Origin of the sequence: Roseburia hominis A2-183 (assembly GCF_000225345.1) — a bacterium.
Lineage (GTDB): Bacteria > Bacillota > Clostridia > Lachnospirales > Lachnospiraceae > Roseburia > Roseburia hominis.
In genome coordinates this window covers 3,577,652-3,592,125 of record NC_015977.1, presented here as the reverse complement: position 1 = coordinate 3,592,125, position 14,474 = coordinate 3,577,652, and the positions used below count along the sequence as shown (strand labels likewise).

General features: G+C 42.7%; 16 protein-coding genes. 15 read left to right on the top strand and 1 reads right to left on the bottom strand.

Features of this window, described 5'->3' with window-relative positions:
* Window positions 1–549 precede the first annotated feature (549 nt).
* The 9 genes from rpmH (at window position 550) to rsmG (ending at window position 7,828) form a co-directional block, all read left to right on the top strand.
* A complete protein-coding gene (gene rpmH / locus RHOM_RS17245) occupies window positions 550–684 on the top strand; it encodes a 50S ribosomal protein L34 (RefSeq protein ID WP_007888604.1) in 135 nt (44 codons plus the stop codon).
* Between the two features lie 47 nt (window positions 685–731).
* Window positions 732–1,091 carry a ribonuclease P protein component gene (gene rnpA / locus RHOM_RS16405; RefSeq protein WP_014081355.1) on the top strand — a complete coding sequence of 120 codons (360 nt, stop codon included), beginning with the start codon at window positions 732–734 and terminating at the stop codon, window positions 1,089–1,091.
* Entirely contained in the window at window positions 1,088–1,297 is a 210-nt protein-coding gene (yidD, locus tag RHOM_RS17240) for a membrane protein insertion efficiency factor YidD (protein ID WP_081468024.1), read from the top strand. Before rnpA ends, yidD begins: the two co-directional genes overlap by 4 nt.
* A 23-nt stretch (window positions 1,298–1,320) precedes the next feature.
* A complete protein-coding gene (locus tag RHOM_RS16400; protein WP_014081353.1) occupies window positions 1,321–2,622 on the top strand; it encodes a YidC/Oxa1 family membrane protein insertase in 1,302 nt (433 codons plus the stop codon).
* A 41-nt stretch (window positions 2,623–2,663) separates the two neighbouring features.
* The gene (gene jag, locus RHOM_RS16395; protein ID WP_044025117.1) at window positions 2,664–3,287 is read left to right on the top strand and encodes an RNA-binding cell elongation regulator Jag/EloR; all 624 of its coding nucleotides are present in this window, start codon (window positions 2,664–2,666) and stop codon (window positions 3,285–3,287) included.
* A gap of 54 nt (window positions 3,288–3,341) precedes the next feature.
* Window positions 3,342–4,721 (top strand): tRNA uridine-5-carboxymethylaminomethyl(34) synthesis GTPase MnmE, encoded by a 1,380-nt coding sequence (gene mnmE, locus RHOM_RS16390; RefSeq protein ID WP_014081351.1) that lies wholly within the window; start codon window positions 3,342–3,344, stop codon window positions 4,719–4,721.
* A gap of 76 nt (window positions 4,722–4,797) precedes the next feature.
* Window positions 4,798–5,088 (top strand): Dabb family protein, encoded by a 291-nt coding sequence (locus RHOM_RS16385; protein ID WP_014081350.1) that lies wholly within the window; start codon window positions 4,798–4,800, stop codon window positions 5,086–5,088.
* A complete protein-coding gene (gene mnmG, locus RHOM_RS16380; protein ID WP_014081349.1) occupies window positions 5,078–6,991 on the top strand; it encodes a tRNA uridine-5-carboxymethylaminomethyl(34) synthesis enzyme MnmG in 1,914 nt (637 codons plus the stop codon). The genes RHOM_RS16385 and mnmG overlap by 11 nt, the downstream gene beginning before the upstream one ends.
* 102 nt (window positions 6,992–7,093) lie before the next feature.
* On the top strand, window positions 7,094–7,828 hold the full coding sequence (gene rsmG, locus RHOM_RS16375) for a 16S rRNA (guanine(527)-N(7))-methyltransferase RsmG (RefSeq protein WP_014081348.1): 735 nt from the start codon (window positions 7,094–7,096) through the stop codon (window positions 7,826–7,828).
* Between the two features lie 96 nt (window positions 7,829–7,924).
* Here the strand turns inward: rsmG and RHOM_RS16370 are convergent, their stop codons facing one another.
* Entirely contained in the window at window positions 7,925–8,893 is a 969-nt protein-coding gene (locus RHOM_RS16370; protein ID WP_143761763.1) for an alpha/beta fold hydrolase, read from the bottom strand.
* Between the two features lie 178 nt (window positions 8,894–9,071).
* Here RHOM_RS16370 and RHOM_RS16365 point away from each other — a divergent pair, with 178 nt between their 5' ends.
* The 6 genes from RHOM_RS16365 to RHOM_RS16340 all read left to right on the top strand — a co-directional run bounded on the left by RHOM_RS16365 (window position 9,072) and on the right by RHOM_RS16340 (window position 14,467).
* Window positions 9,072–10,094 (top strand): sensor histidine kinase, encoded by a 1,023-nt coding sequence (locus RHOM_RS16365; protein WP_014081346.1) that lies wholly within the window; start codon window positions 9,072–9,074, stop codon window positions 10,092–10,094.
* The gene (locus tag RHOM_RS16360; RefSeq protein WP_014081345.1) at window positions 10,095–10,739 is read left to right on the top strand and encodes a response regulator; all 645 of its coding nucleotides are present in this window, start codon (window positions 10,095–10,097) and stop codon (window positions 10,737–10,739) included.
* Window positions 10,740–11,173: 434 nt separating this feature from the next.
* Complete coding sequence (locus tag RHOM_RS16355; protein WP_014081344.1) at window positions 11,174–11,932, top strand: ParA family protein; 759 nt, start codon at window positions 11,174–11,176, stop codon at window positions 11,930–11,932.
* An 11-nt stretch (window positions 11,933–11,943) separates the two neighbouring features.
* A complete protein-coding gene (locus RHOM_RS16350; protein ID WP_014081343.1) occupies window positions 11,944–12,861 on the top strand; it encodes a ParB/RepB/Spo0J family partition protein in 918 nt (305 codons plus the stop codon).
* 52 nt (window positions 12,862–12,913) lie between these two features.
* The gene (locus tag RHOM_RS16345; RefSeq protein ID WP_014081342.1) at window positions 12,914–13,420 is read left to right on the top strand and encodes a DUF4446 family protein; all 507 of its coding nucleotides are present in this window, start codon (window positions 12,914–12,916) and stop codon (window positions 13,418–13,420) included.
* 9 nt (window positions 13,421–13,429) lie between these two features.
* Window positions 13,430–14,467, top strand: coding sequence for an HD-GYP domain-containing protein (locus RHOM_RS16340; RefSeq protein ID WP_014081341.1), 1,038 nt, complete (start codon window positions 13,430–13,432; stop codon window positions 14,465–14,467).
* The last annotated feature ends 7 nt before the right edge of the window (window positions 14,468–14,474 follow it).

Sequence of the window (14,474 nt, the reverse complement as noted above, 5' to 3'; positions counted from 1 at the left end):
GTAAACGCTCCAATTTCTTATCATACTAAAAAAAATCCTACACCCTCTATCCTACACCATTTTAGTGCTTTAATCAATGTTTAATTTGCTTTGGAGTGCTATGGCGTAGGGGAACACTTTAAAAGAAAAAAAACGCTATTTGGGCAAAATACGGTGTCTATGAGGGAAAAAAAGTGATGTCATGTTATAGACCGCCAAAAATCAGCGTTTGTGATGCTTATTCACAACTTGTCCGTGTATTATCCATGTTTTATCCACAAGTTATCCACATTTCGGGGATAACTTATGTCAACGGCGTATTTAAGGGATTTCCGGGATCCTTAATTTTACTTTTTTTTTGTGGAATGGTTGTGGAAAGCAATTTTACAAGATATAGTTGGCATGAGTTTCTTCCTTATATATATAGTGGTTATTTTTTTCCACAAAGAGCAGATTGTGGAAATGTAGATGAATTCTGCCGGCCGGGATTATTATTTTATGCTTGACTTGGAGACTTTTTCTGATATAATTGAGAATGATGTTTTGTAACGTAGAGGAGGTGAATGCGATATGAAGATGACATTCCAACCAAAAAAGAGACAGAGAGCGAAAGTTCACGGTTTCAGAAGCAGAATGAGCACAGCAGGCGGAAGAAAAGTATTGGCTGCAAGAAGATTAAAAGGTAGAAAGAAATTGTCAGCTTAGGCCACATCTTATGTGGTCTTTTCTTCTATAAAGGACATGCATACAGAATGAAATATTCCGAGTCATTGAAGAAAACCAAAGATTTCCAGAACGTATACCGCAGGGGAAAGTCATATGCGAACCGGTACCTTGTGATGTACGTTCTTTCAAATCAGACAGAAGGAAATCGTTTAGGGATTTCCGTGAGTAAAAAAGTTGGAAACAGTGTTATCAGACATCATCTGACCCGGCTGATCCGGGAAAGCTACAGACTGCATGAAGACATGTTCAATAGTGGTTTGGACATTGTAGTCGTCGCAAGAAGCACAGCGAAGGACATCTCGTATCATGAAGTGGAGAGTGCGCTGCTGCATCTTGGGGGTCTTCACAAGATCATTAGTAAAGAAAAGAAGATGGAATCATTTTGAAAAAAATTTTGATCGCTTTGATAAAATTTTATAGAAAATATCTTTCTCCGATGAAAACGACCAAGTGTCCGTATTGTCCAACCTGTTCGTTGTACGGGCTGGAAGCTGTCGAAAAATACGGAGCCATCAAGGGCGGCACGCTGGCTTTATGGAGAATTATAAGATGCAATCCTTTTTCAAAAGGTGGATATGATCCGGTTCCATAGTGGAGGTATTTTAAGTGTCAGAAATGTTATTAACAGCGTATGACGGTGCGATTCTCGGACCAATCGCAAAATTACTTGGATGGGTAATGAATGGAGTCTACTATCTGATGGATCAGATTGGAATTGGTAATGTAGGTCTTTCCATCATTATATTTACGATTATTATTTATCTTCTTCTGTTCCCGCTTACTTATAAGCAGCAGAAGTTCTCAAAGCTGTCACAGAAGATGCAGCCGGAGCTGAATGCGATTAATAAAAAGTATCAGGGAAAAAAGGATCAGGCATCCATGATGGCAATGCAGCAGGAGACACAGGCTGTCTATGAGAAGTACGGTGTTTCCATGATGGGAAGCTGCGTACAGATGCTGATTCAGATGCCGCTTCTGTTTGCTTTGTATCGTGTATTCATGAACGTTCCTGCCTATGTAAGCGGTATTAAGAATTTGTTCACACAGCCGCTTGGCGGCAATGCAACATCCCTGGTAGACGGCATCATGGCGACAGAGGGATATCAGGATACCATGACCAATCTGGTGTCTACACTTAAGATCACGACACAGCCGGTAGCTAATTTTACTGTTTCGGATCCGACCGCGATTGCCAACTCGATCGTGGATGTTACTTATAAGATGAACTCCAGCGGATGGGATGCGTTAAAGGATGCATTCCCGGCTCTCTCCAGTGAGATTTCATCCACCTATGAGACGGTGTCCCATGTAAATAATTTCTTTGGAATGAATATTTCAGATACACCGCTTCATGTGATTACATCAAGTTTTTCCGCAGGTGCTTACCTTATGGTAATTGCAGCCTTGCTGGTTCCGATTATTTCTTATCTGACGCAGGTATTGAACATCAAGTTAATGCCGCAGGCGACTGCAAGTGGCAATGACCAGAGCGATGCGATGGCACAGCAGATGAAGATGATGAACCGTATGATGCCGTTATTCTCACTGGTTATGTGTTTTACCGTTCCGGTCGGTCTTGGTATCTACTGGATTGCCGGTGCTGTTGTCCGTGTTGTACAGCAGTATTTCCTGAACAAGCATTTCGAGAAGATGAATCTTGAAGATATTATCAAGAAGAATCAGGAAAAGGCGAAGAAAAAGCGCGAGAAGATGGGAATCGCCGAGAACCAGATTTCCAATGCTGCAAAAATGAATACCAGACAGATGGTAGATGCGAATAAGAAGCAGTTGAGCAGTGCGGAGAAAGAGCTTGAGATCGAGAAGGCGAACGCAGCGAAGTCGAAGGCAAAAGCCGGAAGCATGAGCGCGAAAGCAAATATGGTACGTGAGTTTAACGAGCGCAACAACAGAAAGTAAGTTTCGGGGTGGAGTAAGTTAGAAAGGGTATGGTGATGAAAATGGATTATATTGAGATTTCAGCAAAGACAGTTGATGACGCAATCACAGAAGCCATCATCAAGCTGGGGACAACCCATGACAAGATCGAATATGAAGTAATCGAAAAGGGAAGCGCAGGTTTCCTTGGAATCAACAGAAAGGACGCTGTGATCCGCGCCCGCAGGAAGAATGATACGAATGATAATATCCGTGATTTCCTTGAGAGCGTATTTAAGGCAATGGGACTTACCGTCACGATCCAGATCGAGAAGGAAGAGGACAGCAATGTCGTGAACGTTGACTTAAAGGGAGACGATATGGGTGTTCTGATAGGTAAGAGAGGACAGACGCTGGATGCTCTTCAGTACCTGACCAACCTTGCAGTGAACAAGAATTCCGAGGAGTATGTGAAGGTCAAGATCGATACGGAGGATTACCGGAAGAGAAGAAGAGAGACGCTTGAGAATCTTGCTAAGAACATTGCTTACAAGGTGAAGAGAACGAAGCGCCCGGTTTCTTTAGAGCCGATGAATCCGTTTGAGAGAAGAGTCATTCATTCGACTTTACAGAATGATAAGTTTGTGACAACGCACAGTGAGGGTGAAGAGCCTTACAGACATGTGGTTGTTACCCTGAAGAAATAGAGTACAAAATGGGGGTGTCGTCCGACATCCCCATTCTTTCATTAAAGGAGATTTATGAAAACAGATACTATTGCTGCGATTGCGACTGCCATGGCAGGATCGGGAATCGGAATTGTCAGAATCAGCGGGGAAGAAGCGGTTTCCATTACAGATCAGATTTTTCATATGCCGGGCGGTAAGAAGCTTTCGGATATGGAGACACACACGATTCATTACGGACATATCCGGGATGGAGAGGAAGTCATTGATGAGGTGATGGTTTTACTGATGCGCGGACCGCGGAGTTACACCAGGGAAGATACGGTTGAGATTGACTGCCACGGCGGTGTTTATGTGATGAAGCGCATTTTGGAGACAGTCATCAAATATGGGGCGCGTCCTGCAGAGCCGGGAGAATTCACGAAGCGTGCATTTTTGAACGGACGTATTGATTTGTCCCAGGCGGAATCTGTGATGGATGTGATTTCGGCGAAGAATGAATTTGCCTTAAAGAGTTCCATGAAACAGTTATCCGGCGCTGTCTCAGATGCAGTCAAAGAGATTCGGGGAGAGATTCTCCACGAGATAGCATTTATTGAATCGGCGCTTGATGATCCGGAGCATATCAGCCTGGATGGTTACGGGGAGAGACTGGAGCTTACCATAGAGGGTGCAGTGGACAGAATTGAGAAGCTGTTGGCTTCCAGTGATAACGGCCGCATCTTAAAAGAGGGAATTTCTACCGTCATTGTGGGAAAACCAAATGCCGGAAAATCGTCACTTCTTAACACTCTATTGGGCGAGGAGCGGGCAATCGTTACAGAAATTGCCGGTACTACAAGGGATGTGCTTGAAGAGCAGATTAACCTGAATGGAATTGTGCTCAATATCATAGACACTGCAGGGATTCGTGATACGGATGACATTGTGGAAAAAATCGGAGTCGACAAGGCGCGGAAGTATGTGAAGGATGCAGATCTGATTCTGTATGTAGTAGATGCCTCCACGAATCTGGATGAGAACGACGGGGAGATCATGGAGCTGCTTCACGGAAGACGCACGATCATACTTTTGAACAAATCGGACTTAACGCCGTTGACAACAGCGGAGGATATTCGTGCACATGTGGATAAAGACTGTCCGGTTATTTCTATTTCGGCGAGAGAGCAGAAGGGAATCGATGTCTTTACCGAGCAGATCCGGGAAATGTTTTTCCGGGGAGAAGTTACCTTTAATGATGAAGTCTATATTACGAATATTCGTCATAAAACCGCTTTACAGGAGGCACTTTCTAGTTTACATTTAGTAGAGCAGAGTATCGCGGATGGAATGCCGGAGGACTTTTACTCGATTGATCTGATGAACGCGTATGAGGTGCTGGGAACTATCATCGGGGAAGCGGTGGAAGATGATCTGGTCAATGAGATATTCAGTAAGTTTTGTCTGGGAAAATAGTTGGCCTAAATATTTAAGAAACCATTGGACAGCTATTATTGGAAGTATGCAACCATAGGATAAGGAGGAAGCAGCGATGATTCGACATATCTGTATGTTTAAGCTGAAGGATGAGGATAAGGAAGCAAATTTGAAGGAGGCACTGCGCCGTTTGGAGGAGATGAGAGAGATTCCTCTGATTGCAACGTTTGAGGTTGTGACGAATGCGGCTGCTGCTCCGGACAGCAATTATGATCTTTCACTTATTTTTGATTTTAAGAATATGGATGATCTGAATGCATATCAGAAGCATCCGATGCATGTGGAGTTTGGTAAGTTTATTACAGCAATCAGAGAGAGCAGGGCTTGTATTGATTATGAATTCTAAGAATCTTTTGGAAGAAACGTATGATGTGGCAGTTGTGGGAGCGGGACATGCGGGATGCGAGGCGGCGCTTGCCTGTGCGAGACTGGGACTTGAGACAATTATTTTTACTGTGAGTGTAGACAGTATCGCCTTGATGCCGTGTAATCCGAATATTGGTGGAAGTTCCAAGGGGCATCTGGTTCGTGAGATCGATGCGCTTGGCGGCCAGATGGGTATCAATATTGATAAGACGTTTATTCAGTCGAAAATGCTGAACAAATCCAAGGGACCTGCGGTTCATTCATTGCGGGCACAGGCGGATAAGGCAAATTACAGCATGGAGATGCGGAATACATTACAGAATACGGAGCATCTGACGATCCGCCAGGCGGAGGTTGCCGAGATTCTCACAAAAGAGGGCGATCGTGAGCAGATTACCGGTGTGAAGACAGTTTCGGGTGCAACGTATCACTGTAAGGCGGTTGTACTGTGTACGGGAACCTATCTTCGCGCACGTTGTCTGACCGGCGAGATGATTACCTATACCGGACCAAACGGTTTGATGGCTGCAAATCATCTGACCGACTCGTTACTGGCACATGGAGTAGAAATATTCCGCTTTAAGACCGGTACTCCGGCAAGAATTGACAAACGTTCGATTGATTTTTCCAAGATGGAAGAGCAGAAGGGAGACGAAAAAGTCGTTCCGTTTTCTTTCGTGACGAATCCCGAGGATGTGCAGATCGACCAGGTGTCCTGCTGGCTGACTTACACAAATGAGAAAACGCATGAGATTATCCGCAATAATCTGGACCGGTCTCCGATCTATGCGGGAATCATAGAGGGAACCGGACCGCGTTACTGTCCGTCCATTGAGGATAAGGTGGTAAAGTTTGCGGATAAGGACAGGCATCAGATTTTCATTGAGCCGGAAGGACTTCACACGAATGAGATGTATGTCGGAGGAATGTCCTCATCACTTCCGGAGGATGTGCAGCATGAGATGTACCGCACCCTGCCGGGACTGGAGCATGTGAAAATTGTCCGGAATGCCTATGCGATCGAATATGATTGTATTAATCCGAACCAGCTGTATGCATCCCTTGAATTTAAGAAGATCCGGGGACTTTTTTCCGGAGGACAGTTCAACGGCAGCAGCGGTTATGAGGAGGCAGCCTGTCAGGGACTCATTGCCGGTATCAATGCGGCGATGGAGATTCTCGGAAGAGAGCCGCTGGTGCTGGACCGGTCGGAGGCTTATATCGGAGTTCTGATTGATGATCTCGTGACGAAGGAGAATCATGAACCATATCGTATGATGACTTCGCGTGCGGAATACCGTCTGTTGCTTCGACAGGATAATGCGGATCTGCGTCTCACGAAAAAAGGATATGAGATTGGTCTGATCTCAAAAGAGCGGTACGACTGGGTCTGTAAAAAAGAACAGATGATCAAAGAGGAGATTGACCGTGTTGCGAAGGTTCATGTAGGTGCGAACAAAGAAGTGCAGGCTCTTCTGGAGAGTTACGGGAGCATACCGTTAAATACCGGTGTGACGTTAACAGAACTGATCCGCAGACCGGAGCTTGATTATAATAAGCTGGCGCCGATTGATCACGAGAGACCGGTGCTTCCGGAAGAAGTGAGAGAACAGGTCAATATTCTGATTAAGTATGACGGGTATATTTCCAGGCAGATCAAGCAGGTGGAAAGCTTTAAGAAGCTGGAGAAGAAAAAGATACCGGAAGGATTCGATTATGATGAGGTTCCGAGTCTGCGCATTGAGGCGCGGCAGAAGTTAAAGCTGTACAGTCCGACGTCAATCGGTCAGGCGTCGCGTATCTCCGGTGTATCGCCGGCGGATGTTTCTGTATTGCTGGTGTACATGGAACAGATGAATCATCATGGGGAACATCATTCATAGGAGTATCATTCATAAAAAGAAAAACAGCGCAGAAATGGAGATTTGTGTTTTGCACAAACTTGATATGCGCTTAAAAACAGTGCAGGAATGGAGAGGTGGTTTATGGCGTATAATCTTGAAAAGTTCAAAAAAGGCCTGGATGATTTGCAGATCCATCTGGACGAAAAACAGATGGGACAATTTCTAACCTATTATGAACTTCTGGTAGAAACGAATAAAGTTATGAACCTGACCGCTATCACAGAGTTTGACGAAGTAATTGAGAAGCATTTTCTTGACAGCCTTTCGTTGTGTCGTGTGAAGGATTTAAGAAGTATCGAAGATCGGCCGGAGACATATCGGATTCTGGATCTTGGGACGGGGGCAGGTTTTCCGGGAATTCCTTTAAAGATTGCTTTTCCGAAACTTCAGATTGTATTGGCAGATTCACTGAATAAGAGAATCCGTTTCTTACAGGAGGTCATTGATACACTCGGATTGGAAGATGTGACTGCTGTTCATGGAAGAGCAGAGGAGATGGGCAGAAATACATTATATCGGGAACAGTTTGACCTATGCGTGTCCCGTGCCGTGGCAAATTTATCCTCTCTCAGCGAGTATTGTCTTCCGTTTGTGAAGATGGGAGGAGCATTTATTTCCTATAAATCAGGAGAGGTGGATGAGGAAGCCGCACAGGCAAAGAGAGCCATTTATCTTTTGGGCGGTGAAGTGAAGGATATTTACAAATTTGATCTGTTTGATCAGAAGCGTTCGTTTGTTGTGATTGAGAAAGAGCGGAAGACGCCGAAAGCTTATCCAAGAAAAGCCGGCACACCGACAAAAGAACCGCTGCAGTAACAAAAAAGAGAGATAATGCGATGGATCCTTGATCCGGTCGTGTCATCTCTCTTTTGATTTTATGAAGTATTTGATTGTATAAGGTATGACGTTACATTAGTGATCTTCATGTAAAAACATCCGCATGATGTTCAGAAGCTTATCCGGTACTTCAAGCTGCGGGGTTAGACCTGCATTTGAAATATAGGCGGTTTCGACAGCCGCGTTTTTGTGTGCATAAGAATCTGCAATGGCAACTGCATCTGTCATGGAACGGCTTTCAATAATATACAGTGGAACGGTAAGCTTTTTCACGGCATGTCCGATTGCATTGTCGGTGTAATGTCCCTCGATGCTTGCCATCAGATATTTTCCGTGGCTCTTTCCCATGTGCGATGCCTCATAGTAGGCATCGAGCATTTTACTGGATACGAGCTGCGGTCTGCTGAAGTATGTTTTCTGCAGTGTCCGTCGGATATTGGATTCGTGTGTCCGGACATTGTAGAGGAATGTTCCTATGATCGGCAGCTCCAGCAGTGTCTTTTTGACAGAGGAATACTTGTCCGGTGTGCGGTCAAAGCTGCTCATCGCAGGCGGATTGATCGCAGTGATGCTTGCGAGAAGATTCGGATTCATATTCTGGGCAAGTACCGCAAACGAAATAGAATTGCCTGTTGTCACGACATCCGGGCGTTCCCCGATCACATCATGAATAAAATCTGTGAGAAGCTGTACATACAGGTAATTGGTATAAGTCAGATAAGGCTTGTCCGAGCGGCCGCATCCCAACAGATCTATGGTATATACTGTATAGTGCTTCTCAAGCTTTTTCACAAGTCTGCACCACTCATAAGAAGAAGAGATCGGATTTAATTCGTGAATGAGAAGGAGCGGAGAACCGGAACCGCGCTTGGTATAAAAAATACTGCCGTTCTTCCAGTGATAGTAGCTGCCGCTTTCCGTCTTTAAAATATTTTTCATCTCTGCTGTCATATCGATGAAGCGGTTCACAAGATGAATCGTGCCTGCAGCAAGAGCAGTCAGCAGAAAGAAATGTCTGATATTCTTTTTCATGCTATTGTTCATAGAACCTCCCGTAATCTTTGCAAAACGTTTCCTATTACTTATATTATAGCCGCTTTCCATAACTTATACAAATTAAAAATTCTGAAAATATAAATTTTTGCTTTTCATTGAATTACGTTTGGTATAAAATAATACTGGTAATTTGGTTTTTAATATCAAACATATGTTCGGTGGCAAAATGGTAGAAGAATATATTCAGAAAATTTATGAGGAACTTTTAAAAGAGGAGCAGAACAGTGCGAAGCGGATTTCTGATTTACAGATTCATTTGAAAGAGACGCAGGCAATGATCCATTTGCTTGAGGAGACGAATGATCCTAATTATGAGTCGTTTACTCCAAGAAAAGTAAATTCCAGGAATAAGCAGAAAATCGATGAATTGCATGCAGAGATGAAAGAACTCGAGGAAGCAATTCAGCAGGAGACAGACTACCATACGCAGCAGATGGAAAGAGTGGAAGAAGCGGCGAAGGTATTGCGGCAGGCGGAAGCAGATGTTGCATACAGGTGTGACAGAAATACACTTGAGGAAGAAAGGTATCATACGTCTCTCCTTGAAACGCAGGAGAATGAGAGACAGCGTATTTCACGCGAACTTCATGACAGTACCGTTCAGAATCTTACGGCAATGGTTCACATGGCAGAACTGTGCAGTAAACTGGTGGATATGGATCCGATCCGGTGTAAGCTGGAACTCAGTAAGATGATCAAGAATCTCAGGGAGATCATCGATGATACCAGAAAGATGATTTATAACCTGCGCCCTATGTCTTTTGATGATATTGGTCTGGATATTACAATCGAGAGAACTTTGGACAAGCTGGAAGCAACCGGCACGAAGAAGATTCATTTTGTAGTGGAAGGAACTCCTTATCAATTAAAACCGATTATCGGGATAACGTTACTTAGAATTATTCAGGAGGCATGCAGCAATGCGATCTGTCATGCAAACCCGACTCTGATACATGTTCTGTTAAGATATGAGCAAGGGGCTATCACGGTAATAGTCGAGGATGATGGAACAGGATTTGATGTTCATATTCTGGATGATCGTCCAAGGGATGATAATTCTGGGTTTGGAATGTCTATGATGAAAGAACGAGTATATTTATTATCCGGTTCGATACAGATTGACTCTAAGATCGGTGTTGGAACAAAAATTATAGTGAAAGTACCTATTAGTAACAAGGAGGAGTTTTAAATGGCAGTAAAAGTAATGATTACAGATGATCATTCATTGATTCGTGAAGGATTAAAGCAGCTGTTGGAACTGGAAGGAGACTTTCAGGTAATTGCAGAGGCGTGTGATGGTATTGAGTGCATGGAAAAATTAAAAGATCAGATACCGGATGTTTTGTTGCTGGATATCAATATGCCGCGCATGAATGGACTTGAAGTTTTGCAGAAGATTAAAGATGAAAAAATAGATGTCAAGATTCTTGTTCTTACCGTACATAATGAAGTAGAGTATTTATTGAAAGCAGTGGACATCGGAATCAATGGTTATCTGTTGAAAGACTCCGAGTCTTCTGAATTGAAAAAAGCAATCTTATCTGTTGTTGATGGAGAAGATTACATACAGCCGAGTCTGATTCCTGTATTGAATGCAAAAATGATTGACCGGGATATGGACAGTGAGAAGATTGAAAAACTGACGAAGAGAGAACTCGAAGTGTTGAAACTTCTTGCGGTTGGAATGTACAATAAGGGAGTAGCTGATGAATTGCACATCAGTGAACGTACTGTGAAGAATCATGTATCAAGTATTTTTAAAAAGATTGATGTTTCTGATCGTACGCAGGCAGCGGTATTTGCTATTCGGAATAATTTGATTTCTATTCATTAGTATTAGAGAGTATAAAGATTGAGTGTTTCGGAATCATCCGGTACACTCAATTATTTTATAGAAAATAATGTTTATTACTACATAAAAATATTTTAAAACGCGTATTATTGGACAAATCATCACAATGTTTCACGTGAAACATTATATAAATGAAATGTTTCACACATGTTTTCTACAAGATTTTGTATTTATAAAAAAACAGAAATACAACAGTTTGAAATCACTGTGAAAATGTTTCACGTGAAACATTTCATACGAACTTTCCTATAGAAAAGAATATGTAAAAGTGTTATAATGAACTCTGTCGAGTTCATATTAGAAGTTTCAATGAAACTTCGGATGCGCAAAAGAAGCGCAAACAGAAGAGATAATGAACTCTGGCAAACAAAACGCACCAAATGAACAGGGTAATAAAAATTTAAAAGAGGTAATATATGAGCAGAATAATTGCAATCGCAAACCAAAAAGGTGGTGTTGGTAAGACAACCACAGCTATCAATTTATCATCCTGTCTTGCAGAAGCAGGAAAGAAAGTGTTGACCATTGATCTTGACCCGCAGGGAAATATGACAAGCGGATTAGGCGTTGATAAAAACGAACTGGAAAATACTGTATATGAATTGATGCTGGATGAGTGTTCCATCAAAGAGAGTATGGCAGATACCGTAGTAGAAGGAATGAAGATTATCCCGTCCAATGTGAATCTTGCCGGAGCAGAGATCGAGTTACTTGGTATCAATGAAAAGGAATATATTTTAAAAAATGCCGTAGATTATATCAGGGATGATTATGATTTTATCATCATTGACTGTCCGCCATCCTTAAATATGCTGACGATCAATGCGATGACAACAGCGGATTCTGTGCTGGTTCCGATTCAGTGTGAGTATTACGCACTTGAGGGATTGAGCCAGCTGATCCACACGATTGATCTGGTACAGCAGAGACTGAATCCAGATCTCGTCATCGACGGAGTTGTCTTCACGATGTATGATGTGCGAACCAATCTGTCCAATCAGGTAGTAGAGAATGTAAAAGAAAATCTTGATACCAAGATCTATGAGACACTGATTCCGAGAAATATCCGATTAGCAGAGGCTCCATCTCACGGACTTCCGATCAATATGTATGATTCAAAATCAGCGGGAACAGAAAGTTATCGTATGTTGGCAAAAGAAGTGATGGAGAGATAAGGAGGAAAACTATGGCTGCTGCAAAAAAAGGTGGACTGGGAAAGGGAATTGATTCTTTAATTCCAAACAAAGTAAGTGCCACAAAAACGGAAGCAAAGAATGAAAATGTGAAAAACGATAAAGTCATCGAGGGTGTTCTGGTAAATATCAATAAGGTAGAACCGAATCGGGAACAGCCAAGAAAGAATTTTGATGAGGATGCCCTGTTGGAATTGTCCGAGTCAATCAAACAGTTTGGTGTGTTACAGCCTCTGCTTGTACAGGACAGAAAAGGATATTATGAAATTATTGCCGGCGAGCGCAGATGGCGTGCAGCAAAGCTTGCCGGATTAAAAGAGGTTCCAGTAATTATCAAGAATCTTTCCAACCAGGAAGTCGTAGAAATCTCCCTGATTGAAAATATCCAGAGAGAAAACTTAAATCCGATTGAGGAAGCAATTGCATACAAGCGGTTACTGACAGAGTTCAATCTGAAACAGGATGAAGTTGCCGAGCGTGTATCGAAGAGCAGAACCGCTGTCACCAATTCCATGCGACTGTTAAAACTCGACGAGAGAGTACAGCAGATGGTAATTGATGACATGATCTCGACCGGACATGCGAGAGCACTTCTCGGTATTGACGATCAGGAAAAACAGTATACGACAGCACAGAAGATTTTCGACGAAAAACTGAGTGTGCGTGAGACGGAAAAACTGGTAAAGAAGATCCAGCAGGAAAAAGATCAGCCGGAAGCAAAGGAAGAGGTAAAGATCGATCCGAAGATGGAAGCAATCTGCCGTGATCTGGAAGAGAAGATGAAAGTCATTCTTGGAACAAAGGTTGCCATCAATCAGAAGGATAACCAGAAGGGCAGGATCGAAATTGAATATTATTCTATGGATGAACTTGACCGTATCATGGATCTGTTTGGATCCATCCGAAAATAGACAGAGTAAGATTCTGATAAAAGTCATATCAGAATAAAGAGAGAGGAAGCATATGATTTCACAGTATTTAGGTTTTGATTCCGATTATATTATTATCGGACTTAGCGCAGTGGTTCTGATTCTATTGATTCTTATCATTGTAAATATAGCGCAGATGCGGAAGCTGAAAAAAGCATACAAAGTATTTATGAGCGGAAAAAACGGTAAGAATCTGGAAGATACCCTGATCAAGCGTCTGGATCAGGTAGATACACTTCTTGAGGCAAACAATGAGAATGAAAAAACAATCAAATCATTGTTTGAGGCCATGCAGCTGACCTATCAGAAGATGGGACTGATAAAGTATGATGCGTTCAACGAGATGGGAGGAAAACTCAGTTTTTCTCTTGCCATGCTGGATGTAAGGAATAACGGATTTATCATCAATGCCATGCACACACGCGAAGGCTGCTATACATATATCAAAGAGATCGTAGATGGTAATTCCATTATCGTGTTATCGGATGAGGAGCAGAAAGCTCTCGACAGAGCTATGGGAAAAACAGAAAACAACGAATGAGGATAATGTATGAGAATACAACTGGTAAGAACACTGCAAGGGGGGGAGAAACTTGCAGGGCCGGTCATAACGAAGGAAAATGAAATTCTCATTTCTGAGGGAACAACGCTGAAAACGGAATATCTGGATCTGATCTCCTTTCTGGGAATCGAGACCGTGTGTATCGAAGATCCCTATGAGGAAGATGAAACACCACATGATATTATCAGTAACGAAAAACGGGAAGAATATATTGAAAAAATAAAATCTATTCTGGAAAAGCATATTTATCACAGGGGCAGTTCTCTTCGGGAAATTGAATACGTCGCAGAGGACATTATTCAGGATGTCATGCAGGCGGATGAAAATATGGTAATTGATCTTTTGGAACGCGAAAGTAATTTGTACGAACATACACTTGTAGTAACAAAATTATGTATTATAGTCGCAAAAAAAATGAAGCTCACTGCGGAGCAGATTTACAGACTTGCACTGGGAGCATTGCTGCATGATCTGGGACTCCGCTACATTACGGTGCCGTATATCAACTGCGACATCAACGAATTGTCAGAAGCAGAGGCTTTTGAATACCGGAAGCATCCGATCCTTGCGTACTCTGTTCTGGAGGAAGAAAAATGGATGGATCCTTTTGTAAAAAAAATGGTACTTGTACATCATGAGAGAAGAGACGGCTCCGGATTTCCTCTGAAGCAGAAAACGCGGGATACGGAATGTGGAATATTACAGGCATGTGATGCATTTGACTGTTTTATCAGCGGGATGGAATGCAGACGTATGAGCATCCAGCAGGCACTCGAGTATCTGGTGGAAGGTACGGATATTTTTTATGACAGGAGAATCGTGCGTGTGATCGAGCGGCTCGTCGCACGCTATCCGGTCGGGACGAGAGTCCGGCTCAATACCGGAGAGTCCGGCATCGTTTTAAAACAGACAGAAAATTCCATCCGGCCTGTAATTAGAATTTTGGATGAAGAGGACCGGTTGACGGAAAAGATATACCAGTTGAATAAGAACAAGAATGTATCTATTCTTCAGGTCGAAAACTAGAAACAGA

Excerpts from the sequence above, each read along its gene's own strand:
- jag (WP_044025117.1), top strand. The coding sequence starts at position 2,664 with ATGGATTATATTGAGATTTCAGCAAAGACAGTTGATGACGCAATCACA.
- RHOM_RS16400 (WP_014081353.1), top strand. The coding sequence starts at position 1,321 with ATGTTATTAACAGCGTATGACGGTGCGATTCTCGGACCAATCGCAAAA.
- RHOM_RS16370 (WP_143761763.1), bottom strand. The coding sequence starts at position 8,893 with ATGAACAATAGCATGAAAAAGAATATCAGACATTTCTTTCTGCTGACT.
- RHOM_RS16340 (WP_014081341.1), top strand. The coding sequence starts at position 13,430 with ATGAGAATACAACTGGTAAGAACACTGCAAGGGGGGGAGAAACTTGCA.
- RHOM_RS16360 (WP_014081345.1), top strand. The coding sequence starts at position 10,095 with ATGGCAGTAAAAGTAATGATTACAGATGATCATTCATTGATTCGTGAA.
- mnmE (WP_014081351.1), top strand. The coding sequence starts at position 3,342 with ATGAAAACAGATACTATTGCTGCGATTGCGACTGCCATGGCAGGATCG.
- rnpA (WP_014081355.1), top strand. The coding sequence starts at position 732 with ATGAAATATTCCGAGTCATTGAAGAAAACCAAAGATTTCCAGAACGTA.
- RHOM_RS16365 (WP_014081346.1), top strand. The coding sequence starts at position 9,072 with ATGGTAGAAGAATATATTCAGAAAATTTATGAGGAACTTTTAAAAGAG.
- RHOM_RS16355 (WP_014081344.1), top strand. The coding sequence starts at position 11,174 with ATGAGCAGAATAATTGCAATCGCAAACCAAAAAGGTGGTGTTGGTAAG.
- RHOM_RS16345 (WP_014081342.1), top strand. The coding sequence starts at position 12,914 with ATGATTTCACAGTATTTAGGTTTTGATTCCGATTATATTATTATCGGA.
- rsmG (WP_014081348.1), top strand. The coding sequence starts at position 7,094 with ATGGCGTATAATCTTGAAAAGTTCAAAAAAGGCCTGGATGATTTGCAG.
- RHOM_RS16350 (WP_014081343.1), top strand. The coding sequence starts at position 11,944 with ATGGCTGCTGCAAAAAAAGGTGGACTGGGAAAGGGAATTGATTCTTTA.
- mnmG (WP_014081349.1), top strand. The coding sequence starts at position 5,078 with ATGAATTCTAAGAATCTTTTGGAAGAAACGTATGATGTGGCAGTTGTG.
- RHOM_RS16385 (WP_014081350.1), top strand. The coding sequence starts at position 4,798 with ATGATTCGACATATCTGTATGTTTAAGCTGAAGGATGAGGATAAGGAA.
- rpmH (WP_007888604.1), top strand. The coding sequence starts at position 550 with ATGAAGATGACATTCCAACCAAAAAAGAGACAGAGAGCGAAAGTTCAC.